The organism is Microbacterium sp. USHLN272 (assembly GCF_037149655.1).
Classification (GTDB): Bacteria; Actinomycetota; Actinomycetes; order Actinomycetales; family Microbacteriaceae; genus Microbacterium; species Microbacterium galbinum.
On record NZ_JBBCRA010000001.1, the window covers coordinates 2,571,355 to 2,593,410 of the forward strand.

The window sequence follows — 22,056 nt, forward strand, 5'->3', positions numbered from 1 at the left end:
GATCTCGAATTAGTTGCTTCGATATCGAAGCAGTGCTACGGTTCGATAAGTGCTTCAACTTCGAAGTATCTGAATCGAGAAAGAAGTCATCATGAAGGCAGCACGTTTCCACCAGCTCGGCGGCCCCGAGGTCCTGCGCGTCGACGAGGTCGAGGTCCCCGATCCGGGCGAGGGTCAGGTGCGCATCCGCGTCGCGGGCGCCGGTTTCAACCCCGCCGACGGCGGCATCCGCGGGGGAACGCTCCCGTTCCCCGTCGTGCTTCCGCATACCCCCGGTTACGACGTCGCCGGCACGATCGACGCGCTCGGGGTCGGTGTCGACGGTCTCGTGATCGGCGACAGGGTCATCGGCTTCCTCTCGATGACAGACGACGGCGCGGATGCCGAGTACGTCGTCGCACCCGCGGATCTGCTGGTCGCCGCGCCCGCGGTGGGCGACCTGGCGGATGCCGCGGCGCTCCCGTCGGTCGCGCTGACGGCGTGGCAGGCGCTGTTCGATGTCGCCGGGCTGCAGAAGGGGCAGCGCATCCTGATCGTGGGCGCCGGCGGAACGGTCGGTGAGTACGCCGTGCAGCTGGCGAAGCACGCGGGGGCGTTCGTGATCGCGACGGCGAGCCCGCGCAGCCGTGCCGCGGTCGAGGCTGCCGGCGCCGACGAGGTCGTCGATCACACGGCGGGTTCAGTGCGCGACGGGGTGGGGGCTCCGGTCGACGTGCTGCTGAATCTCGCGCCGATCGAGCCCGAGGAGTTCGCGGCGCTCGTCTCGCTGGTGGGCGACGGCGGCTTCGTGGTCAGCTCGACCGCGTGGATGCCGACGCCCGGCGACGAGGACCGAGGCGTGCGCGGCGAGGCCGTGTACGTGCGCAGTGATCCCGATCAGCTCGCGCATCTCGTCACCCTGGTCGACGACGGGTCGCTGCGGGTGGTGGCGTCGCGTCGCGTGGGTCTCGAGGAGGTCGCGTCGGTGCACGCGGCCGCCGCGGCCGGCACGCTGCGCGGCAAGGTCGTCGTCGTCCCGAGTGCGTGAGGGGGGCATAACTCAGGACGGATGCGCCGAATCGGCCGCGAACCGGGCCCGAATCGGCCGATCGGCGCCGTTCGTCCGGAGTTATGGACGGCGGATGCTGCGGCTGACGCGTCCGGAAGACGGAGAAGACCCCCGCCGACCCGATTCGGCGGGGGTCTGCGGGCGCTTGGCGCCCGAGGCGCGGAATCCTGTGACTTCCCGATCCGGTCTGAGTCGTCCGCGCATCTGTAGTTGTAGTTCGCCGAAGTGACCGGCCGGTGAACGCCGCCTCAACATCCGGATTCTGCTCCGACCGGTGCGAAATGTCGATTCTGGGGCTCGATGCCCGACATTCGCGACCGATCGGTGCGCTTTTCGGGAGGGGTGGCCGTGAGATGCATGGACGCCCTAGTAAATACCCGGGGATCGAAGTAAACTCGCGATGTGCCAACGACGGCACGAAGGGACGTCGCACAATGACTCGTACCATCCCGCATTTCGTGGGCGGATCGCACCTCACTCCGGCTGACGGGCGCTTCGCCGACGTGTTCGATCCCAGCACCGGCGCCGTGCAGGCCCGCGTGCCGCTCGCCTCGACCGACGAGGTGCGCGCGGTGATCGCGAACGCCGAGGCCGCCCAACAGGAGTGGGCCGCCACCAACCCGCAGAAGCGCGCCCGTGTGCTGCTCCGCTTCCTCGATCTGGTGCAGCGCGAGATGCAGTCGCTCGCCGAGCTGCTCGCGAGCGAGCACGGCAAGACCGTCGACGACGCGAAGGGCGACATCCAGCGCGGGCTCGAGGTTATCGAGTTCTCGGCCGGCGCCCCGCACCTGCTCAAGGGCGAGTACTCGACCGGTGCCGGCGCGGGCATCGACGTCTATTCGATGCGCCAGCCCCTCGGTGTGGTCGCCGCGATCACCCCGTTCAACTTCCCCGCGATGATCCCTCTGTGGAAGGCGGGCCCCGCGCTCGCCGCGGGCAATGCCGTCGTGCTCAAGCCCAGCGAGCGCGATCCCTCGGTGCCGGTGCGCCTCGCCGAGCTCTTCCTCGAAGCCGGGCTTCCCGCCGGCGTGCTCAACGTGGTGCACGGCGACAAGGAGGCCGTCGATGCGCTGCTCACCGACGACCGCATCCGCGCCGTCGGATTCGTCGGCTCCACGCCGATCGCCGAGTACATCTACGCCACCGCAGCGGCGCACGGCAAGCGCGCGCAGTGCTTCGGCGGCGCGAAGAACCACATGATCGTGATGCCCGACGCCGACCTCGATCAGGCGGTCGACGCGCTGATCGGCTCGGGGTACGGATCGGCCGGTGAGCGGTGCATGGCGATCTCGGTGGCGGTACCGGTCGGGCAGCAGACGGCGGATGCTCTCGCCGCCAAGCTCCTCGAACGCGTCGGGCAGTTGCGGGTCGGGCCGTCGCTCGCGGCCGACGTCGACTACGGACCCCTGGTCACCCGCGCTGCGGTGGAACGGGTCGAGGGATACATCCAGCAGGGCGTCGACGAGGGCGCGACGCTGCTCGCCGACGGCCGCGGTTTCACGGTCGCCGGGCACGAGGAGGGTTTCTACCTCGGACCGACGCTGTTCGACCACGTCACGACCGACATGGCGATCTACCGCGAGGAGATCTTCGGCCCGGTGCTCGTGATCGCCCGCGCCGCCGACTACGAGGAGGCGCTGCGCATGGCCTCGGAGCACGAGTACGGCAACGGCGTCGCGATCTTCACGCGCGACGGCGACGCGGCCCGTGACTTCGCGGCCCGGGTCGAGGTGGGCATGGTCGGGGTGAACGTACCGATCCCGGTGCCCATCGCCTATTACACCTTCGGCGGCTGGAAGCGCAGCGGGTTCGGCGACCTCAACCAGCACGGCGCCGATGCCTTCCGCTTCTACACGAAGACCAAGACGGTGACGAGCCGCTGGCCCGCGGCGGGCATCCGCGACGGTGCCAGCTTCGTCATCCCCACGATGCACTGAGCACATCTTTTGCGGTTCCTGAGCCTGTCGAAGGGCAGGAACCCAGGATCAAGGAGTCGATGATGACCATGACCGACGTGACCACTCCCCTCTCCGCCGACGAGCGCGACGCGATCCTCGAGGCCGTGCGCGAGTTCACCGAGATCGAGCTCGCCCCGCACGCGCTCGAGCGCGACGAGCAGCACATCTTCCCCCGCGAGTCGTTGGGCCGCGGCGGCGAGCTGGGCCTCGGCGGCATCTACGTGCGCGAGGAATCCGGCGGCACGGGGCTCAGTCGCACCGACACCGTCGCGATCTTCGAGGAGCTCGCGCAGGGCGACCCCGCGGTCGCGGCGTACATCTCGATCCACAACATGGTGGCGTGGATGATCGACACCTACGGCAGCGACGAGCAGATCGCCCGGTGGATGCCCGATCTCACCGCCATGGCGGAGTTCGGCGGCTACTGCCTCACCGAGCCGGGCGCCGGATCGGATGCCGCGAACATCGCCACGAGCGCGGTGCGCGATGGCGACGACTACGTGCTCACCGGCGTGAAGCAGTTCATCTCCGGCGCGGGCGAGGCCGCGGTGTACGTCGTGATGGCGCGCACCGGCGGCCCCGGTGCCGGTGGCATCTCCGCCATCCTCGTCCCCGGCGATGCCGAGGGGCTCGGCTTCGGCGCACTCGAGAAGAAGATGGGGTGGCACGCGCAGCCCACGCGCCAGGTGATCTTCGACGGAGTGCGGGTGCCGGCATCCGCTCTGCTCGGCGAGGAGGGGCGCGGTTTCGCGATCGCGATGTCGGCCCTCAACGGCGGCCGCCTCAACATCGCCGCCTGCTCGCTGGGTGGGGCGCAGTGGGCGCTCGACCGGGCCGTGCGATACGTGCACGAGCGGGTCGCGTTCGGCGAGCCGCTCGCCGAGAAGCAGTCGATCCTGTTCCAGATCGCCGACATGCGCACCGAACTGCAGGCCGCGCGCCTCATGGTGCGCGACGGCGCGGCGGCGGTCGACGCGAAGGCGCCGGATGCGACGATGCGCTGCGCGATGGCCAAGCGCTTCGCGACCGACGCCGGGTTCGACATCGCCAACCGCGCGCTCCAACTGCACGGCGGCTACGGGTACCTGCAGGACTACGGCATCGAGAAGGTCGTGCGCGACCTGCGGGTGCACCAGATCCTCGAGGGCACGAACGAGATCATGCGGCTCATCGTCGGGCGCGAGATGCTGCGGCCCTCCGGCTCGGCTTCGATGCGGAGCGCATCATGAGCCGCATCGCCTTCCTCGGCCTCGGCCACATGGGCCTGCCGATGGCGGTCAACCTCGTGAAGGCCGGGCACGAGGTGCAGGGGTTCGACCCGATGCCGGCGGCAGTGGATGCGGCGCGGGCCGCCGGCATCCCGATCGCGGCCAGCGGGGCGGATGCCGCAGCCGATGCGGATGCCGTCATCACCATGTTCCCCGCTGGAAGGCACGTGCTCGACGCGTACCACGGCGGGCTGCTCGCGGCGGCACGGCCCGGCACGCTGTTCATCGAATCGTCGACGATCGCGGTCGACGAGGCGCGCGCGGCGCACGCTCTCGCGCTCGCCGCGGGGCACCGCAACATCGACGCTCCCGTCTCGGGCGGGGTCGTGGGCGCCGAGAACGGCACGCTCGCATTCATGGTGGGCGGCAGTGACGAGGACTTCGCCGCTGCCCTGCCGCTGCTCGAGGCGATGGGCAAGAGGATCGTGCACTGCGGCGGTTCCGGCCTCGGCCAGGCGGCGAAGGTGTGCAACAACATGGTGCTCGCCGTGTCGCAGATCGCCGTCGCCGAGGCGTTCGTGCTGGGGGAGCGGTTGGGGCTCGAACATCAGGCGCTGTTCGACGTGGTGTCGCAGGCATCCGGTCAGTGCTGGTCGATCACCACCAACTGCCCCGTGCCGGGTCCGGTGCCGACGAGTCCCGCGAACCGCGACTATCAGCCGGGCTTCGCCGGTGCCCTCATGGCCAAGGATCTCGGGCTCGCCCTGCAGGCGATCGAGCAGACCTCGACGGATGCCCGCATGGGTCGGCTCGCCCAGCAGCTCTACGCCGCCTACGCCGCGGGCGACGGCGCCGGCCGCGACTTCTCCGGCATCATCACCGACATCCGCGACTCCGCACCCGGTTCCTGACAGGAAGGACGCGGGCGCGATACTGAAGACCACGCGACGAAGGAGAGACATGACCGAGTACGAGACGATCCTGGTCGAGCAGCGCGGACGCGTGGGGTGGATCACCCTGAACAGACCGCAGGCGCTGAACGCCCTGAACGGCCGGGTGTCGGAGGAGGTCACGGCCGCAGCGGTCGCGTTCGACGCCGATGAGGGCGTGGGGGCGATCGTGGTCACCGGGTCCGAGAAGGCCTTCGCCGCGGGTGCCGACATCAAGGAGATGGAGGGCATGTCGTCGGCCGAGATGCTCGCGACCGACCACTTCGGTGCATGGAGCGACTTCGCGGCCGTGCGCACGCCCGTGATCGCGGCGGTCTCGGGCTTCGCACTGGGCGGCGGATGCGAGCTGGCGATGATGTGCGACATCATCCTCGCCGCCGACACCGCGAAGTTCGGGCAGCCCGAGATCAACCTCGGCGTGATCCCCGGCATGGGAGGAACGCAGCGGCTCATCCGTGCGGTCGGGTACTACAAGGCCGCCGAACTCGTGCTCTCGGGGCGGATCATCGGCGCCGAAGAGGCCGAGCGCATCGGTCTGGTCTCGCGGGTGGTGCCGGCATCCGATCTGCTCGCCGAGGCGACGACGCTGGCCGAGACGATCGCGTCGAAGTCGCTGCCCTCGCTCTACGCCGCGAAGGCCGCGCTCGACACCGCGATGGAGACCTCGCTCGCCGACGGCCTCGCGCACGAGAAGCAGGCGTTCGCGCTGCTCTTCGACACCGAGGATCAAAAGGAGGGCATGGCCGCGTTCCGTGAGAAGCGGCAGCCCGACTTCCGGAACAGATGACTCCCGCGCCCGCCTCAGCCCCGCAGCGACTCGACGATCTTGGCGAGGCGGCGCTCGCGGGTGGCTTCCTGCTTGGCCTCGGCGATCGCGCGAGCGTGCTCCTTGCGGGCCGAGTAGGCGAGGGTGTCGAAGGCGGCGCGCAGCGCGGGATCGGCGTCGAGCGCGGCGGTGAGTTCGGCCGGCTCGTCGACGGTGCGCTCAGCGGCGTCGAGGCGGATGACGGCGTCGACCTCGTCGCCGATCTCGACGCCCAGTTCGGCGCGCGACGCCTTGCTCAGGCCGATGAGGTTGCGCCCTCCCATGCGGCTGAGACGCAGTCGGGCGGTGCGCTCGCCGATCGTCACCGCCACCGGGAAGGCCTTGCCCGCGCCGAACGATTCGACCTGCTCATCGGTGAGGACGATGGCGGTCGCCGGGCCGCCCGCCGGGAGGGTCGTGTGGATGCGCAGCTCGCTCATGCGCACAGGGTACGCCGGGATCAGGGGTTCTCGAGTTCCGCCACGAGGGTGCGGTTGCGCGCGGCGATCACGCGGCGCATGTACTCGCGCAGGAACAGTGCGTCGACCGCGCGCCCGATCGGGCCGAACGGCGAGCGGAACGTCACGACGTCGCGCATGAGGGTGCCCCGCGGATGCTCCGCGAACGAGTGCACGTGCAGGAACGACCCGAACGGCCCCGAGATCTGCCGGTCGCGGAACCCGCGTGGGGGCTCGATGTCGAACACCCGCGACCGCAGCCGGAACGGGATGCCGAAGTGCCGCGCCCGCCAGGTGACCGTCGAGCCCTCGGTGAACGCCCCGCCGGCGGGAGCTTCGACCATCGTCTCGCCGTGCGCCGCCATCGATCGCACGTGCAGCTCGGGATCGAGGGATGCCGCGAACACCGCGTCCACGGGCGCGGCGATCACGGTCTCGAGCACGAACTGCGCCATGTCAGAGGGGCTCCGGGGTCGGGCGGGGGTCGGTGAAGTCGCCGGCATCCTTGCGCAGGCGCGCGACGATCGCGACGAGCTCGGCCGCGTCATCGCGATCGATGCCGGGAGACGCGAACACGTCGGCGTTGAGCGCGGCGGTGGCCCGCTCGACCAGGGCGCGACCGGCCACGGTGAGTGCGAGCAGGGCGGCGCGGCCGTCGTGCGGGTGCGGTTCGCGCACGATCAGCCCGTCGCGCACGAGGCGGTCGGCGGTGCTGGTGACGGTGGTCGCGTGCACCTGCAGGCGTGCCACCACGCTCGACAGGGGCAGGCGCCCCTCGCGGCTGAACGCGAGCAGGCGCAGCACCTCGTAGCGCGCGAAGCTCAGCGCGAAGGGCTTGAGGGCCTGATCGACGCGGGCGAGCAGCAGCTGCTGCGCCCGCATGACCGAGGTCACGACGGCCATGCCGTCGGCGGCATCCGTCCATCCGTGCGCGAGCCACTGCCGCTTCGCCTCGGCGAGCGGATCCACGGGCAGGGGGCGGGGACGGGCCACGCCTCTACGGTACTCGGCGCGCGCGCCGCCGAGCGGATGCCGTCACCGCTGGTTCTCAGTTTCATCGAAGCTGAGACGCAGTGCCGCAGGACTAGAATCGACACAGTCGTGAGGAGCAATCGATGAAGATCTTCGTCCTGGTCAAAGAGGTGCCCGACACCTACGGCGACCGCAAGCTGAACCTGGAGACCGGGCTGGCCGATCGGGCCGCCGGAGACGTGGTGCTCGACGAGATCACCGAGCGCGCTCTCGAGGTCGCGCTCAGCCACGCCGACGCGAGCGAGGGCACGGAGGTCGTCGCCGTCTCGATGGCCCCCGAGGGGTCGACCGCCACGGTGCGACGTGCGCTCGCGATCGGCGCGGCATCCGCGGTGCACATCGCCGACGAGCAGCTCACCGGCGCCGACCTCGGTCTCACCGCCGAGGTGCTCGCCGCCGCGATCCGCCGCGGCGCCCCCGACCTCGTCATCACCGGCAACCTGTCGACCGACGGCTCGGGCGGGGTCATCCCCGCGATGCTCGCCGAGCACCTCGGCTGGGCGCAGGCGACGGCACTCACGGCGGTCGAGATCGGCGCGGATGCCGTCAACGGAACCCGCGCGACCGACTTCGGGTCGCAGACGGTGAGCGCCGCGCTGCCGGCCGTGATCTCGATCACCGAGGCGCTGCCGGATGCCCGCTTCCCGAACTTCAAGGGCATCATGGCCGCGAAGAAGAAGCCGGTGGAAGTGCTCTCGCTCGCCGACCTCGACGTCTCGGCCGATCCGTCCGCGGCGCCGCGCACCATCATGACCGCGGTCGCCGAGAAGCCCCCGCGCGCGGCGGGCGTCAAGATCACCGACGAGGGCGATGCCGCCCAGCAGCTCGTCGACTACCTCGTGCAGAACAGGCTGGTGTGACATGGGCTACCCCGAGAACCCGATCCTCGTGCTCGTCGACGTCGACCCTGCGGGCGCTCCCGCCTCGAGTACGGCCGCTCTGATCGGCGCGGCGTCGACAGTCGGTGCGCCGGTCGCCGTGATCGTGGGCGGCTCGCCCGATGCCGCCGCCCAGGTCGCCGAGCTCGGAGCATCCGTCGTGCTCACGGCCGATGCGGATGCCGCCGTCCTCACCGTGCCCGTGGTCGACGCCCTCCAGGCCGCGTTCGAACGGGTGCAGCCCGACGCGGTGCTCGTGTCGAACTCGATCGCCGGACGCGACGCCGCCGCCCGTCTCGCCGTGCGCGCAGCGCTCGCGTTGTCGGTCGACGCGATCGGGGTGTCGCGCGACGACGAGGGCGTGGTCGCGCACCACTCCGTCTACGGCGGCGCATACCTCGTGGACTCCGCTCCCACCTACGGCGCACCGGTCATCACGGTGCGTCAGGGCGCGGTGGATGCCCGAGCCGAGGCTGTCGCCTCCCCGTCGGTCGAGGTGCTCGACGTCGCCGGGTCGGGGGTCGCCGCGGCATCCGTCGGCCCGATCGAAGCCGTCGAGCAGGCCTCGTCGCGGCCCGAACTGCGCGGGGCGACCCGGGTCGTCTCGGGCGGACGCGGACTCGCCTCGAAGGAGAAGTTCGTGCTCGTCGAGGAGCTCGCCGATGCTCTCGGGGCCGCGGTCGGCGCTTCGCGCGCGGCCGTCGACGCGGGGTACATCCCGCAGTCGCACCAGGTCGGGCAGACCGGTGTCTCGGTGTCGCCGCAGCTGTACGTCGCGCTCGGCATCTCGGGTGCGATCCAGCACCGCGCGGGCATGCAGACCTCCAAGACCATCGTGGCGATCAATAAAGACGGCGAGGCCCCGATCTTCGACGTCGCCGACTTCGGTATCGTCGGCGACCTGTTCACGGTCGTGCCTCAGGTGATCGCCGCCCTCGAGGCCCGGAAGTAGGGGAGTCCATGGTCTCCGAGGCTCAGGAGGGGCGGATGCTGCGCCGCGGTCTGCCGCGCGTACCCGGGGGAGAGCCCTGGCCGCCGGCGGGCGCCTCGGCGGGGTGGGACCCTTCGGCAGGCTCCGGGGCCCAGATTCTTCCCGCCGAGACGGAGCGGGTCGCTGAGACGAAGTGGGTCGCTGAGCCTGTCGAAGCGTCCCCCCACGAGACGCCGAGCTCCCTCCGCCGCGGGCTGCCGCGCACGCCGGGTGGCGAGCCGTGGCCTCCGGTCGGAGCTCCTGCGGGGCGGGGCCATTCGACAGGCTCAGGGACCCAGGTGTCCGAGCCAGTCGCTGACCCGGTCCCTGATCCGGAGCCCGTCGCTGAGCAGAAATCGGTCGCTGAGCAGAACCGCGTCGCTGAACGAAACCGGGTCGCTGAGCCTGTCGAAGCGCCCGCCCACGAGACTCCCGCCGCATCCGGCATCCGCCGTGGTCTCCCGCGCACTCCGGGCGGAGACCCCTGGCCGCCCGCCGGCACCGTCGCAGGGCGGGGCCCTTCGACAGGCTCAGGGACCCAGGTTCTTCCCGTCGAACCCGACGGGGTTGCTGAGCAGGATCGGGTCGATGAGCCCGCCGAAGCGTCCCCCCGCGAGGCACTCGTCGTCACCGCGACCGCCCCGCCCCGCCCTCCCACGGCCTGGAACGGCACCGCCCCGCGCCGAATCGCGACCCCGGCCGCCGCATCCGCTCGTCCGCGCCCGACCTGGACGCAGGGCATCGCCGTGCTGTTCGGTGCCGCAGCCCTCGGTGTTCTCGCGGCGGCCGCGGTCGCGCTCGTGCGCACCCTGCTGAGCTTCCCGTTCATGCAGGACTTCCTCGCGGCGTTCCCCGGCGAGTACACCTCGCCGATCGCCGTCGAGCCCGGGTTCCCCGCGTGGGTCAACTGGGCGCACTTCTTCAACGTGTTCCTGATGGTGCTGATCATCCGCTCGGGTCTGCGGGTGCGCACCGAGAAGCGGCCGACCGTGTTCTGGGCGCCGCGGGGAAATCCCAAGGGCAAGATCAGCCTGACGCTGTGGTTCCATCAGGCGCTCGACATCCTGTGGCTCGTGAACGGCGTCGTGTTCGTGGTGCTGCTGATCGTCACCGGGCACTGGGTGCGGATCGTGCCGACGAGCTGGGAGGTCGTCCCGAACGCGCTGTCGGCGGCGCTGCAGTACGTGTCGTTCGACTGGCCGCACGAGAACGGCTGGAACAATTACAACAGCCTGCAGCAGCTCGCCTACTTCGTGACCGTTTTCATCGCTGCCCCGCTGGCGGCGATCACCGGTTTCCGGATGTCGGGGCTGTGGCCCAAGAAGGCCGAGAAGCTCTCGAAGGCGTACCCGGTGGAGTGGGCGCGGGCGCTGCACTTCCCGATCATGCTGTACTTCGTGGCGTTCATCATCGCGCACGTGGCGCTGGTGATGCTGACCGGATTCCTGCGCAACCTCAACCACATGTACGCGTCTCAGGATGCCGTGACGTGGACGGGCTTCTGGGTGTTCGTGGTGTCGCTCGTGGTGATCGCCGGCGCGTGGGTGGCGGCTCGCCCCCTGGTGCTCGCCCCCATCGCGAAGGTCTTCGGCAACGTGTCGGGGCGGTGACCCCGCGCACCCCTGCGATCGCTGGCACCCCCCCCGAAAGCGCCGAGACCCATCACGCCCGACGTGGGCGGTGATGGGTCTCGACGATCGTGGTGGGTCTCGACGCCCGAGGAACGGATGCTCAGCGCGTGAAGCGCACCTCGGTCAGCGTCTCACCGAGGAACGGTTCGGTGTGGGTGGCGCCGTCGAGCGTGAAGCCGTTGCGCGCGTAGAAGCGGTGCGCGCGGGGGTTGTCCTCGGCGACCCAGAGGTAGAGCGGGGCGTCCTTCTCGACGGTGGCGTCGAAGAGCTTCTGGCCGATGCCGGTGGAGTGCCAGGCATCGAGCAGGTAGATGAAGTACAGCTCGCGCAGCGCCGGGGCGTCCTTGTCGCGGGCGGGACCGGAGCCGGCAAAGCCGACGATCTCGCCGTCGACGAGGGCGGCGCGCATCGTGAAGTCGGGGCCCTGTGAGGCCCAGTGCGTCCACAGCTCGGCCATGCGGCGCGGCGACACCTTCTCGAGGGCGGCCTTGCTGATCAGGTGGTCGTAGGTCTCGTGCCAGCACTGGGCGTGCACGCGACCGAGGGCTTCCGCGTCCACATCACGGACCGGACGGACGATGACTTCGGGCTGGGCTTCGGCGCTCATGTTCGTGACTCTACGCGCGGCATCCGCTATCCGGAAATCGAGCGGATGCCGTCGATGGCCGCCCGCGAGGGCATGGAGGATCTCGACAACGATCTTCGCGAATCGTGCGCGGATGAATACGATCATTCCTCGTGAACGTGATCTGGCGCACCCTTCTGGTGATCTTCCGTGCCCGCTCCCGCGTGCGGCGGGGCAAGACCCTCGATCCGACGGCGGTGGGCAGCATCCGTCTGACGACGCTGCCGACCGACATCGACATCCTGCGGCACATGAACAACGGCCGCTACCTGTCGCTGTTCGACCTCGGGCGCTGGGACCTGCTGATCCGCACCGGGCTGTTCGACGCGATGAAGGACAACCGCTGGTACGCGGTGGTCTCGAGCGAGACGGTGACCTTCCGCAGGTCGCTCGTGCCGTGGCAGCGGTTCGAGGTGCAGTCGCGGTTCATCGGGCACGACGATCGGGCGCTGTTCCTCGAGCACCGCGCGGTCGTGAAGGGTCAGATCTACGCGCGGGCGATCGTGCGGGCCCGGATGCTGCGCCGCTCCGGCGGCACCGTGTCGAACGAGGAGCTGTTCGCCGCGGTCGGCAAGCCCGAGGGTGTGCCCGAGATCGATGCGTGGGTGCACGAGTGGGCCGCGGCATCCGCCCTGCCGCCGGTGCGTCAGCCGGCCCCGAGCGTCTGGAACTGACAGGGCGCCACCCGCGGAATCACGGGCGAGCCAGCGGGCCGAGACACCGCCCCCGCCCTAGGGTGAGAGACATGGCAGAGTCGTCGTCTCCTTCTTCGGATGCCGCGGCATCCGCTCCTCTGGCCGACCGGGCCGTCGAGCTCGCCCGTCGCTGGGTGATCGAGGCCGCGGCGGCCGACGTCGATCCCGCCGCCGCACGCCTCGCCGGGGTGCTGCGCGACGCGAACGGCCTGCCCTTCACTCTCGGTTTCGTCGACGGTGTGATGCGGCCCGAGAGCCTGGGCGCGGCGGCATCCCGTCTGCATCGGATCGCGCCGATCGTGCCCGACTTCCTGCCCTGGTACCTGCGCGGCGCGGTGAAGCTCGGCGGCGGGATCGCCCCGGTGCTCCCCGCCCCGACCGTTCCGATCGCCCGCCGCGTGCTGCGTGAGATGGTGGGGCACCTCGTCGTCGACGCCCGCCCGGCCAAGCTCGGCCCGGCGATCGCGAAGATCCGCGAGTCGGGCGCCCGCCTCAACCTCAACCTGCTCGGCGAGGCCGTGCTCGGGGAGGGCGAGGCGCAGCGCCGGCTCGACGGCATCCACGATCTGATCCGCCGCCCCGACGTCGACTACGTCTCGGTCAAGGTCTCGGCCGTTGTCAGCCACATCTCGATGTGGGCGTTCGACGAGGTCGTCGAACGGGTGGTCGAGCGGCTGCTGCCGCTGTACCTGACGGCGGCGTCGGACGGCACCTTCATCAACCTCGACATGGAGGAGTACCGCGACCTCGACCTGACGATCGCGGTGTTCACGCGCATCCTCGAGGACCCGCGCCTGGCGAACCTGCATGCCGGTATCGTGCTGCAGGCGTACCTGCCCGACGCCCTGCCCGCCCTGCAGGAGCTCACCGCCTGGGCGCAGGACCGCGTCGCCCACGGCGGCGCCCCGATCAAGATCCGTCTCGTCAAGGGCGCGAACCTCGCCATGGAGCGCGTCGAGGCGACCATGCACGGGTGGACGCCGGCGACCTACGACACCAAGCTCGACACGGATGCCAACTACCTCCGCTGCCTCGACTGGGCGCTGCGGCCCGAACGCACTGAGGCCGTGCACCTCGGCATCGCCGGGCACAACCTGTTCGGCATCGCCTACGCCTGGCTGCTCGCGGGCGAGCGCGGAGTGCGCGACCAGGTCGAGTTCGAGATGCTGCTCGGCATGGCTCAGGGACAGGTGCAGGCGGTCTCGCGCGAGGTCGGCCCCGTGCTGCTCTACGTGCCGGTCGTCGCACCCGCCGAGTTCGACGTCGCGATCAGCTATCTCGTGCGCCGTCTCGAGGAGAACGCGTCGAGCGACAACTTCCTCTCGGCGGCGTTCCAGCTCGGCGAGGACGAGACCCTGTTCGAGCGCGAGCAGGATCGCTTCCTCGACGCCCTCGACCGCTCGACCGACCCGAATCTGCGCACCGGTCCTCGCAGACGTCAGGACCGGCTCGCCCCGATGCACGAGTCCGTGCGTCCGCTGCCGGCGGCCCCGCAGCCCGAGGTCGACCTCACGAAGGCCGTGCTCGGCATCTCGCGCGGATCGACCGGCGACGACGGATTCGACGGCGAGCCGTTCCTCGAGACCGCCGTCTACGCGCCCCGCGAGCTGGTCGACGAGACGGCGGGTGCGCCCGGCTTCACGAACGCGGTCGACAGCGACCCGGCGCTCCCCGCCAACCGCGAGTGGGCACGCGGCATCCGCGAACGCATCGCCACCTCGACCGCCGGGGACGACACCCTCGCCACGGCCCGCATCGATGAGGGGGACGAGCTCGAGCGCATCGTCGCGACGGTGCGGGATGCCGCGCCCTCCTGGGGCTCCCGCCCCGCCGCCGATCGATCCGAGGTGCTGCTGCGGGCGGCCGCCGCACTCGAGTCCCGTCGCGGCGAACTGATCGAGGTCGCGGCATCCGAGACCGGCAAGGTCTTCGCCGAGGCCGACGTCGAGGTCAGCGAGGCCGTCGACTTCGCCCGCTACTACGCGGCGACCGCGCGCGAGCTCGATGCGATCGCGGGGGCGGCGTTCGTTCCGGCATCCGTCACCGTCGTCACCCCGCCCTGGAACTTCCCCGTCGCGATCCCCGCCGGGGGAGTCCTGGCCGCGCTCGCCGCGGGCTCGGGCGTGATCTTCAAGCCGGCGCCGCAGGCGCGGAGGTGCGCCGCGGTGATCGCCGGGGCGCTCTGGCAGGCCGGTGTGCCGCGCGACGTGCTCGCGCTCGTCGACATCGAGGAGGGCGCGCTCGGGCAGCAGCTCGTCACCCACGAGGCGGTGGATCGCGTGATCCTGACCGGGTCGTGGGACACAGCGGCGCTCTTCCGCTCGTGGCGCCCCGACCTGCCGCTGCTCGCCGAGACCAGCGGCAAGAACGCGATCATCATCACCCCCTCCGCCGACCTCGACCTCGCGGTCGCCGACCTCGTCAAGAGCGCCTTCGGTCATGCGGGGCAGAAGTGCTCGGCGGCGTCGCTCGCGATCCTCGTCGGGCCGGTCGGCCGCTCGCAGCGCTTCGCCCGGCAGCTGTCGGATGCCGTGCGCTCGCTGCACGTCGGATGGCCCACCGACCCGCTCGCCGAGGTCGGCCCGGTGATCGAGAAGCCGCAGGGCAAGCTGGCCTGGGCGCTGTCGCAGCTCGAGGGTGACGAGAAGTGGCTCATCGAACCGTCGCTCTCGGCGGACGACGACGGCAGCGGACGCCTGTGGACCCCGGGAGTGCGCGTCGGCGTGCGGGCCGGGTCGCGGTTCCACCTCGAGGAGTTCTTCGGGCCGGTGCTCGGCGTGATGTACGCGCCGACGCTGTCGGCCGCGATCGAGATGCAGAACGCTGTCGCCTACGGGTTGACCGCGGGCCTCCACACCCAGGACCCGGGCGATCTCGCGACGTGGCTCGATGCCGTGCAGGCCGGAAACCTCTACGTGAACCGCGGCATCACCGGGGCGATCGTGCAGCGTCAGCCGTTCGGGGGATGGAAGCGCTCCTCGGTCGGTCCCGGTACGAAGGCCGGCGGTCCGAATTACCTCATCGGCCTCGGATCGTGGCGCTCGCGCCCCGGATCCACCCCGTCGAGCACGCTGCACCTGCGCGGCCTCGACTCACGCATCACCGCCCTGATCGAGTCGGCCCAGCCCTCTCTCGACTTCGAGTCGTTCGAGTGGCTGCGGCGGTCGGCCCTGTCGGACGCCCTCGCCTGGGACCGCGAGTTCGGCCAGGTGCGCGACGTCTCGCGGCTGGGCGTCGAACGCAACCTCTTCCGGTACCGCCCGTTGCCCGTCGAACTGCGGGCGACGGCGGATGCTCCGCTGCAGGAGGTGCTGCGCACGGTGCTCGCCGCGGTGCGCGCCGGTGCGCGCTTCGTGCTGTCGGTCTCGGCGGGACTCCCGGCCGGAGTGCGCCACGCGCTCGGCGACCTCGACGCCGCGGTGTTCCTCGAGACGGATGACGAGTGGCTCGCGCGCGTGAGCGGCTCGGGATCGGAAGCGGATGCCGACGGCGAAGGGGTGGTCACGGCCCGGGCCGCGCGCATCCGCCTGATCGGATCGCGCCCCGCGGTCGCGGCGGCGCACGCGGCGCTCGCCCGCGCGGTCGACGGCGATCCCGACCTCGCGGTCTACGACGGCGAGGTGACCTCGGCCGGTCGCATCGAGTTGCTGCCCTTCGTGCACGAGCAGGCGATCTCGATCACCGCCCACCGCTTCGGCAATCCCGACCCGGTCTTCGCCGAGGTCATCTGACGCTCGGTACCCCTCACCGCGGACCCCCCCCCGGCGATTCGAAACGCGAATCAACCGAACCCCCGGCGCTCTGGCACCCCACAGCCCACGGATGGCACAATGAAACCGGCGTGCCCGAGTCGCATCTTCCCCGTCCCCGCTCCGAAAAGAGTCCCGGGTCGAACTTCCGCCGGGCCCCTGGACAGCGTCCGCCGCACCCGTTCATTCGAGGAGCATCCATGTCGACGCCTGAGACCGCCGTGGCATCCGCCCCCGCGCGCACCGCGCACCACCGCCGCTACCTGATGTGCAAGCCCGAGCACTTCACGGTCAACTACTCCATCAATCCGTGGATGGAGCCGTCGAAGCCGACCGACACCGCCAACGCGGTCGCGCAGTGGCAGAAGCTCTACGACCTCTACATCGAACTGGGCCACGAGGTCGAACTCATCGAGCCGCTCGCCGGCTACCCCGACATGGTCTACACGGCCAACGGCGGATTCCTCATCGACGGCCGCGCGTACGTGCCCGAGTTCCGCTTCGTCGAGCGCCAGGGCGAGGCGCCCGCGTTCGCCGAGTGGTTCCGCCAGGCCGGCTACGACACGGTCATGCCGAAGGAGGTCAACGAGGGCGAGGGCGACTTCCTGCTCGTCGGCGACGTGATCCTGGCCGGCACCGGATTCCGCTCCACCGGCGACAGCCACCGCGAGGTCGGCGAGGTCTTCGGCCGCGAGGTCGTCTCGCTCAACCTCACCGACCCGCGCTTCTACCACCTCGACACGGCCATCGCGGTGCTCGACCCGGTGCAGGGCATCGAGAACGGCGGCCCCGAGCGCGCCAACATCGCCTACCTCCCGGGCGCCTTCGACGACGCGAGCCGCGCGATCCTCGAGGAGCGCTTCCCCGACGCGATCCTCGTGTCGGACGAGGACGGCGCCGTCTTCGGCCTCAACTCGGCGAGCGACGGCTACAACGTCATCATCTCTCCGCGCGCGAAGGGCTTCGAGAAGCAGCTGCGCGAGCGCGGCTACAACCCGATCGCCGTCGACCTTTCCGAGCTGCTGCTCGGCGGTGGCGGCATCAAGTGCTGCACGCTCGAACTGCGGGGCGCGAAGTGAGGCCCGACGCGGTGACGACGGCAACCACGCACGTCGCCCGCAACTACCACCCGCTGCCGGTGAACATCGCGCGCGGTGACGGTGCGTGGGTGACCGACGTCGAGGGCAAGCGCTACCTCGACCTGCTCGCCGCCTACTCGGCCGTGAACTTCGGGCACCGGCATCCGGCGCTCGTCGCTGCCCTCACCGAGCAGCTCGGTCGTGTGACGCTGATCAGCCGTGCGTTCCAGAGCGACCGGCTCGAGCCGTTCGCCGCCGCCCTCGCGAAGCTCGCCGGCAAAGACCTGGTGCTGCCGATGAACACGGGCGCCGAGGCGGTCGAGACCGGCATCAAGGTCGCGCGCGCCTGGGGCTACCGGGTCAAGGGCATCGCCGACGGCAAGGCCCGCATCATCGTCGCGGCCGGCAACTTCCACGGCCGCACGACGACGATCGTCAGCTTCAGCGACGACGAGCAGGCACGTGACGGCTTCGGCCCGTACACGCCCGGCTTCGACATCGTGCCCTACGGGGACGCGGATGCCATCGCCGCCGCGATCACCGATGACACGGCCGCCGTGCTCGTCGAGCCCATCCAGGGTGAGGCCGGCGTCGTGATCCCGCCCGAGGGGTATCTGCGTCGCATCCGCGAGATCTGCGACGAGAAGAACGTGCTCTTCATCGCCGACGAGATCCAGTCGGGACTCGGCCGCGTGGGCGAGACGTTCGCGAGCGATCGCGAGGGCGTCGTGCCCGACCTCTACCTGCTCGGCAAGGCCCTCGGCGGCGGACTGCTGCCGGTGTCGGCGGTCGTCGGGAACGAAGACGTGCTGGGTGTCATCCGTCCGGGCGAGCACGGCTCGACCTTCGGCGGCAACCCGCTCGCGGCGGCCGTCGGTCTGCGCGTGGTCGAGATGCTCGAGACGGGCGAGTTCCAGGAGCGCGCCCGCGCCCTCGGCGCCCACCTCGCCACGGCACTCGAACCGCTCATCGGGCACGGTGTCACCGCGGTGCGCATCGCCGGTCTCTGGGCGGGTGTCGACATCGACCCCGCGAAGGGCACCGGTCGCGAGATCGCCGAGAAGCTCCTCGAGCGCGGTGTGCTCGTGAAGGACACGCACGGCCAGACGATCCGCATCGCCCCGCCCCTCGTGATCCGTGCGACCGAGCTCGACTGGGCGGTCGAACAGCTCCGGGTCGTGCTGGGCGCGTAGCGCCGCGGCATCCGTACGTCGTCCCCTCCGTCGACGCCGACATCGTTAGGCTGTCGGCGGAGGGGGAACCGATGGCATTTCAGAATCCTGATGCCGTGGCGGCCGGAGCGCCGCCCTGGCACCTGCCCGCACCGCAACCGCGCCCGACATCGGGCGGCATCCGCGGCTTCGTCTGGGCGCTCTGGCCGGTGATGAGCTGGCTGCTGCCGGTGTTCTTCGTGTTCCACGGGTTCCTCGGCGGAGGCGGATGGGGCACGCTGATCCTGATGTTCACGTCGCCGATCTTCATCCCGGCGATGGGGCTGCTCGGCATGCTCCCGCGATTCATCCTGCGCAAGCGCGGGCACACGACCACTCCCGCTCCGCTCGTCTGGCTGCTGTTCGTGAACTGGTGGGCGTGGGTCGCCTTCACGATCACGATGCAGGACGCCGGCGACTCGGGGCCGCTGGAGACGCTGCTCGGCAGCCTCGTTCCCGCCCGACTCTCGTCGACCTACGAGCAGGGGATCTTCGTGGGAGCGGTCGTCATCGCGGCGCTGTCGTGGCTCGCGGTGCTGCTGCTCGGCATCGCTCAGCCGCCGCCGCGCCCGGGAGCGCCGACCCGCGGCGGCGCCTGGGACGCGGTGTCGTGGAACGCGGCCTTCCTGGTGCCCGCTCTGCTCGTGGGCGCGGTGGCGCTCGGCGTGCAGGTCACGGCGCTGCAGACGGATGCCGCGGGCGACACGGTGGCGCAGGTCGAGGCGCTGCCGATCTCCGCGCAGGCCGACCGTGCCGAGGCGAACTACACCCTCACGCAGCAGAAGCTCTCGGAGGTGCGAGAGATGATCGCCGAGGACGACTGGCGCGTGCGCGACGAGAACGGCGGCTGGGTGAGGGGACCGGCCTTCGCCTCGTCGTACGGCGCCTGCGGGGGATCGGATGCCGAGTGCTACGTCTTCGAGGTCGGATTCGCCCTCGAGACGACGCCCACCGGCTTCGACTCGTACGACGACGCGTGGGACTCCCGGCTGAGCGAACTCGGCTGGATGCCGTCCGAGCGCGGCTACGGGTGGACCGATGCCGACGGCTTCACCCTCGAGGTCGACCAGCGGCAGAACGTCGACCGGCTGGTCGTCGCGATCGAGAGCCCCTCATGGTGGGGCGACACGTACGACATCCGTCAGGAGCTGGGGGAGCCCGACGAGGATCTCGGTCTCGGACTCACGTACCGCTTCGACGAGTGGCCGCCCCTGCGCTGAGCCCGCACTCGCCCACAGCGCGAACCACCCCCTCCGGGGCCTCCCGCATGCGGGTGGCTCGCTCTCGAGGGGGTGGTTCGTGCGTCACGGGGATGACGCGCGCGCCGGCGAAGCTGGGGACTACGCGGGCGGGTTATCGGGGTCGAGGAGCTTCAGGGTGTCCTCTTCCGCTTCGTTGTCGGCCTGGAGCTGTCGCTCCGTGGTCTCGTCGCCTCCGAGAGGCGCCTCGCGATCGGGTCCGGCGTCGCCCTGGATGGCGCCGCGGGGCGAGTCGCCGTGCGAGCTGTCGCCCTGGAGCGCTCCGCCTTGGGCTGCGCCCTGGTTGCCGTGCTCGTCGCCCGGGGCGTCCTCGTCGGCGTCGCCCTGAAGAGCGCCGCGCGGGGAGTCACCGTGAGAGCTGTCGCCCTGGATGGCGCCGCCCTGTCCGGAATCCGGAACGCCGACGCGCTCCGCGCCCTCGGCCGGGTCTTCCGCGTGCGGGGTGTGTTCCGTGTTCTCGTCCATGGGCGCGACGTTACGCGCGGGGCACGGCATCCGAAGACCCCATTGACAAGGCTCGCCTTACTGCACTCACCGCACCCCGTTCCGCTGTCCCTGCACCGATCGGTGCGAAATGCCGGTAATGAACGCCCAGAGTCGACATTCGGCACCGGTCCGTGCGGTTCTGCGCACGCGGACCGGACGGATGCCGGGACGGATGCCGGGACGGAAGACCGGACGGATGACGGGACGGATGACGGGCCGGATGCCGAAGGCTACGGCGCCTCGGGGTCCTTCGGGCGGCGGATGGGCGTGGTGACCGCGGCCTCGTCGCTGAACTCGACCGGGTCGACCTCGTCGATCACGCTGAGGGGTCGGGTCTCGTCGAGCGTGAGCAGGAAGCGCCGATTCTCGTCGCGATGCAGACGCCCGGACGTGAACACCCAGATGGCGCCGATCGCGCAGGCGACGAGCCCCGCCGTACCGCCGAGCATGATCGCGGTGCGTGGACCGAAGGCATCCGCCACCCATCCGGCGATCGGTGCGCCCACCGGGGTCGATCCCATGATGACCGCCATGTACAGAGCCAGCACGCGCCCGCGCAGCGCCGGATCGGTCGTGATCTGCACGTAGCCGTTCGCGGTCGTGAGCAGCGTCACGATCATGAACCCGGTGAACATCAGTGTGATGCCGTAGGTGAGATAGGTGGGCATGGCGGCCGACACGAACGCGGCGACGCCGAAGCCTCCGGCCGCGAGGATCACGACGCGCACCCGCGCCCGATCGCGCCGCGCGGCGAGCAGGGCGCCGGCGAGAGACCCGATCGCGAGGATCGACGACAGCACGCCGTAGCCGTCGGCTCCGGCCCCGAACTCGAGGGCCATGGTCGAGGCGAAGATCGGGAAGTTCATGCCGAACGCGCCGATCAGGAACACCGTCACGAACACGACCCGCAGGTCACTGCGGCCCCACACGTAGCGGAAGCCCGCCGCGAGTCCGCCCCGCCCGCGGTTCTTGGGCCGCTTCGCGAGCAGGCTCGTGCGCAACAGACCGAGCGCGAGGATCATCGCCAGGAACGTCGCCGCGTTGACGATGAACACCCAGCCCGACCCGATCGCCACGATCAGCAGACCGCCGACGGCGGGCCCGATCATGCGCGCGAGGTTGAACGAGGCCGAGTTGAGGGCGACGGCGTTGGAGGTGTCGGATGCCGACACCATGTCGGACACGAAGGCCTGGCGCGCCGGGGCGTCGAAGGCGTTCACGATGCCGAACCCCAGAGCGAACCCGAACATCATCGGCAGGGTCATGAGGCCGTTCAACAGCAGCACGCCGACGGCGATCGCGAGCAGCAGCAGTGCACTCTGGGTCGCGAGCAGGATGCGGCGACGCTCGAACCGATCGGCCACCCATCCGGTGAGGCTCACGAGCACGAGCGGCGGGCCGAACTGCAGTGCCATGGTGAAGCCCATGGCCGCCGCGTCGTTGTCGGTGAGCTCGGTGAGCACGACCCAGTCCTGAGCGGTCGCCTGCATCCAGCCGCCGACGTTCGAGACGAGGGCGCCGGCGAACCAGATGCGGTAATTGATGTTCGCGAACGAACGGAACATCGCGCTCATCGGTCGGTCACCCGTCGCATCAGGACGCTCGCCTCGCGGAGCGTCGTGAGCTCGTCCTCCGTGAAGTCGAGGTCGGCGAGCATGTCGGCCAGCAGCACGTCGCGGCGGCGGATGGTCTCGACGACGAGTTCGGCGCCGGCATCCGTGATCTCGACCTGCACGCGGCGGCGGTCGTCCTCGTCGACGGCGCGGGTGACGTAGCCCTGCTCCTCGAGGCCGTTGATGGTGTTCGTCATCGAGGGGGCGGTCACCCGCTCGCGCTCGGCGAGGGTCGAGATGGTACGGCGACCGTTCATGCGCAGGTCGGCGAGCACGGCGAGCTGCGCATCGCTCATGGAGTCGGCGGCGCGGGCGCAGCGCAGGCGTCGCGCGAGCCGGAACGTGGCCATGCGCAACTCGGTGGCGGTGAGCTGGAGGGAGTCGTCAGGCGAAATCATTAC

At 70.6% G+C, this 22,056-nt stretch carries 20 protein-coding genes; 13 read left to right on the forward strand and 7 right to left on the reverse strand.

Translation table 11 applies throughout. The features are described from left to right. Nucleotides 1-91: 91 nt before the first annotated feature. The 5 genes from WFJ97_RS12385 (at nt 92) to WFJ97_RS12405 (ending at nt 5,951) form a co-directional block, all read left to right on the forward strand. A complete protein-coding gene (locus tag WFJ97_RS12385) occupies nt 92-1,027 on the forward strand; it encodes an NADP-dependent oxidoreductase (RefSeq protein ID WP_336641697.1) in 936 nt (311 codons plus the stop codon). Nucleotides 1,028-1,482: 455 nt separating this feature from the next. Further along, nucleotides 1,483-2,985, forward strand: coding sequence for a CoA-acylating methylmalonate-semialdehyde dehydrogenase (locus WFJ97_RS12390; protein WP_336641698.1), 1,503 nt, complete (start codon nt 1,483-1,485; stop codon nt 2,983-2,985). Nucleotides 2,986-3,047: 62 nt separating this feature from the next. Next, complete coding sequence (locus tag WFJ97_RS12395) at nt 3,048-4,235, forward strand: acyl-CoA dehydrogenase family protein (RefSeq protein ID WP_336641699.1); 1,188 nt, start codon at nt 3,048-3,050, stop codon at nt 4,233-4,235. Continuing rightward, nucleotides 4,232-5,125, forward strand: coding sequence for a 3-hydroxyisobutyrate dehydrogenase (gene mmsB / locus WFJ97_RS12400; RefSeq protein ID WP_336641700.1), 894 nt, complete (start codon nt 4,232-4,234; stop codon nt 5,123-5,125). The genes WFJ97_RS12395 and mmsB overlap by 4 nt, the downstream gene beginning before the upstream one ends. Nucleotides 5,126-5,174: 49 nt before the next feature. Continuing rightward, nucleotides 5,175-5,951 carry an enoyl-CoA hydratase-related protein gene (locus tag WFJ97_RS12405; RefSeq protein WP_336641701.1) on the forward strand — a complete coding sequence of 259 codons (777 nt, stop codon included), beginning with the start codon at nt 5,175-5,177 and terminating at the stop codon, nt 5,949-5,951. A 14-nt stretch (nt 5,952-5,965) separates the two neighbouring features. Here WFJ97_RS12405 and WFJ97_RS12410 read toward each other — a convergent pair whose 3' ends face one another. The 3 genes from WFJ97_RS12410 to WFJ97_RS12420 are packed head-to-tail and all read right to left on the reverse strand — an operon-like array spanning nt 5,966 to nt 7,420. Further along, complete coding sequence (locus tag WFJ97_RS12410; RefSeq protein ID WP_336641702.1) at nt 5,966-6,409, reverse strand: YdeI/OmpD-associated family protein; 444 nt, start codon at nt 6,407-6,409, stop codon at nt 5,966-5,968. A gap of 20 nt (nt 6,410-6,429) precedes the next feature. Then, on the reverse strand, nt 6,430-6,882 hold the full coding sequence (locus tag WFJ97_RS12415; protein ID WP_336641703.1) for an SRPBCC family protein: 453 nt from the start codon (nt 6,880-6,882) through the stop codon (nt 6,430-6,432). Between the two features lies 1 nt (nt 6,883). Next, nucleotides 6,884-7,420 carry a MarR family winged helix-turn-helix transcriptional regulator gene (locus WFJ97_RS12420; RefSeq protein ID WP_336641704.1) on the reverse strand — a complete coding sequence of 179 codons (537 nt, stop codon included), beginning with the start codon at nt 7,418-7,420 and terminating at the stop codon, nt 6,884-6,886. Nucleotides 7,421-7,542: 122 nt separating this feature from the next. On the opposite strand from WFJ97_RS12420, the gene WFJ97_RS12425 reads away from it, so the two are divergent. From WFJ97_RS12425 to WFJ97_RS12435, 3 genes are all read left to right on the forward strand, one after another. Continuing rightward, on the forward strand, nt 7,543-8,319 hold the full coding sequence (locus WFJ97_RS12425; RefSeq protein WP_336641705.1) for an electron transfer flavoprotein subunit beta/FixA family protein: 777 nt from the start codon (nt 7,543-7,545) through the stop codon (nt 8,317-8,319). 1 nt (nt 8,320) lies between these two features. After that, complete coding sequence (locus WFJ97_RS12430; protein ID WP_336641706.1) at nt 8,321-9,289, forward strand: electron transfer flavoprotein subunit alpha/FixB family protein; 969 nt, start codon at nt 8,321-8,323, stop codon at nt 9,287-9,289. A 317-nt stretch (nt 9,290-9,606) separates the two neighbouring features. Next, nucleotides 9,607-10,917 (forward strand): cytochrome b/b6 domain-containing protein, encoded by a 1,311-nt coding sequence (locus WFJ97_RS12435; protein WP_336641707.1) that lies wholly within the window; start codon nt 9,607-9,609, stop codon nt 10,915-10,917. Nucleotides 10,918-11,038: 121 nt separating this feature from the next. On the opposite strand, the gene WFJ97_RS12440 is transcribed toward WFJ97_RS12435, so the two are convergent. Then, a complete protein-coding gene (locus WFJ97_RS12440) occupies nt 11,039-11,545 on the reverse strand; it encodes a GNAT family N-acetyltransferase (RefSeq protein WP_247633817.1) in 507 nt (168 codons plus the stop codon). Nucleotides 11,546-11,676: 131 nt separating this feature from the next. Between WFJ97_RS12440 and WFJ97_RS12445 the strand changes: the two genes are divergently transcribed. From WFJ97_RS12445 to WFJ97_RS12465, 5 genes are all read left to right on the forward strand, one after another. Further along, nucleotides 11,677-12,237 carry an acyl-CoA thioesterase gene (locus WFJ97_RS12445; protein ID WP_336641708.1) on the forward strand — a complete coding sequence of 187 codons (561 nt, stop codon included), beginning with the start codon at nt 11,677-11,679 and terminating at the stop codon, nt 12,235-12,237. Between the two features lie 71 nt (nt 12,238-12,308). Then, nucleotides 12,309-15,989, forward strand: coding sequence for a proline dehydrogenase family protein (locus WFJ97_RS12450; RefSeq protein ID WP_336641709.1), 3,681 nt, complete (start codon nt 12,309-12,311; stop codon nt 15,987-15,989). 218 nt (nt 15,990-16,207) lie between these two features. Next, on the forward strand, nt 16,208-17,086 hold the full coding sequence (ddaH, locus tag WFJ97_RS12455; RefSeq protein ID WP_336641710.1) for a dimethylargininase: 879 nt from the start codon (nt 16,208-16,210) through the stop codon (nt 17,084-17,086). An 11-nt stretch (nt 17,087-17,097) separates the two neighbouring features. Next, the gene (gene rocD, locus WFJ97_RS12460) at nt 17,098-18,279 is read left to right on the forward strand and encodes an ornithine--oxo-acid transaminase (protein ID WP_336641711.1); all 1,182 of its coding nucleotides are present in this window, start codon (nt 17,098-17,100) and stop codon (nt 18,277-18,279) included. A 71-nt stretch (nt 18,280-18,350) separates the two neighbouring features. Beyond that, complete coding sequence (locus tag WFJ97_RS12465; RefSeq protein WP_336641712.1) at nt 18,351-19,517, forward strand: hypothetical protein; 1,167 nt, start codon at nt 18,351-18,353, stop codon at nt 19,515-19,517. 120 nt (nt 19,518-19,637) lie between these two features. Here WFJ97_RS12465 and WFJ97_RS12470 read toward each other — a convergent pair whose 3' ends face one another. The 3 genes from WFJ97_RS12470 to WFJ97_RS12480 form a co-directional block, all read right to left on the reverse strand. Beyond that, nucleotides 19,638-20,021, reverse strand: coding sequence for a hypothetical protein (locus WFJ97_RS12470; protein WP_336641713.1), 384 nt, complete (start codon nt 20,019-20,021; stop codon nt 19,638-19,640). A gap of 251 nt (nt 20,022-20,272) precedes the next feature. Further along, nucleotides 20,273-21,607, reverse strand: coding sequence for an MFS transporter (locus WFJ97_RS12475; protein ID WP_336641714.1), 1,335 nt, complete (start codon nt 21,605-21,607; stop codon nt 20,273-20,275). Between the two features lie 5 nt (nt 21,608-21,612). Continuing rightward, nucleotides 21,613-22,053, reverse strand: a complete 441-nt coding sequence (locus tag WFJ97_RS12480; protein ID WP_336641715.1) for a MarR family winged helix-turn-helix transcriptional regulator — start codon at nt 22,051-22,053, stop codon at nt 21,613-21,615. Nucleotides 22,054-22,056 lie beyond the last annotated feature (3 nt).

Excerpts from the sequence above, each read along its gene's own strand:
- WFJ97_RS12385 (WP_336641697.1), top strand. The coding sequence starts at position 92 with ATGAAGGCAGCACGTTTCCACCAGCTCGGCGGCCCCGAGGTCCTGCGC.
- WFJ97_RS12390 (WP_336641698.1), top strand. The coding sequence starts at position 1,483 with ATGACTCGTACCATCCCGCATTTCGTGGGCGGATCGCACCTCACTCCG.
- WFJ97_RS12395 (WP_336641699.1), top strand. The coding sequence starts at position 3,048 with ATGACCATGACCGACGTGACCACTCCCCTCTCCGCCGACGAGCGCGAC.
- mmsB (WP_336641700.1), top strand. The coding sequence starts at position 4,232 with ATGAGCCGCATCGCCTTCCTCGGCCTCGGCCACATGGGCCTGCCGATG.
- WFJ97_RS12405 (WP_336641701.1), top strand. The coding sequence starts at position 5,175 with ATGACCGAGTACGAGACGATCCTGGTCGAGCAGCGCGGACGCGTGGGG.
- WFJ97_RS12410 (WP_336641702.1), bottom strand. The coding sequence starts at position 6,409 with ATGAGCGAGCTGCGCATCCACACGACCCTCCCGGCGGGCGGCCCGGCG.
- WFJ97_RS12415 (WP_336641703.1), bottom strand. The coding sequence starts at position 6,882 with ATGGCGCAGTTCGTGCTCGAGACCGTGATCGCCGCGCCCGTGGACGCG.
- WFJ97_RS12425 (WP_336641705.1), top strand. The coding sequence starts at position 7,543 with ATGAAGATCTTCGTCCTGGTCAAAGAGGTGCCCGACACCTACGGCGAC.
- WFJ97_RS12430 (WP_336641706.1), top strand. The coding sequence starts at position 8,321 with ATGGGCTACCCCGAGAACCCGATCCTCGTGCTCGTCGACGTCGACCCT.
- WFJ97_RS12440 (WP_247633817.1), bottom strand. The coding sequence starts at position 11,545 with ATGAGCGCCGAAGCCCAGCCCGAAGTCATCGTCCGTCCGGTCCGTGAT.
- WFJ97_RS12450 (WP_336641709.1), top strand. The coding sequence starts at position 12,309 with ATGGCAGAGTCGTCGTCTCCTTCTTCGGATGCCGCGGCATCCGCTCCT.
- ddaH (WP_336641710.1), top strand. The coding sequence starts at position 16,208 with ATGTCGACGCCTGAGACCGCCGTGGCATCCGCCCCCGCGCGCACCGCG.
- WFJ97_RS12465 (WP_336641712.1), top strand. The coding sequence starts at position 18,351 with ATGGCATTTCAGAATCCTGATGCCGTGGCGGCCGGAGCGCCGCCCTGG.
- WFJ97_RS12470 (WP_336641713.1), bottom strand. The coding sequence starts at position 20,021 with ATGGACGAGAACACGGAACACACCCCGCACGCGGAAGACCCGGCCGAG.
- WFJ97_RS12475 (WP_336641714.1), bottom strand. The coding sequence starts at position 21,607 with ATGTTCCGTTCGTTCGCGAACATCAATTACCGCATCTGGTTCGCCGGC.
- WFJ97_RS12480 (WP_336641715.1), bottom strand. The coding sequence starts at position 22,053 with ATGATTTCGCCTGACGACTCCCTCCAGCTCACCGCCACCGAGTTGCGC.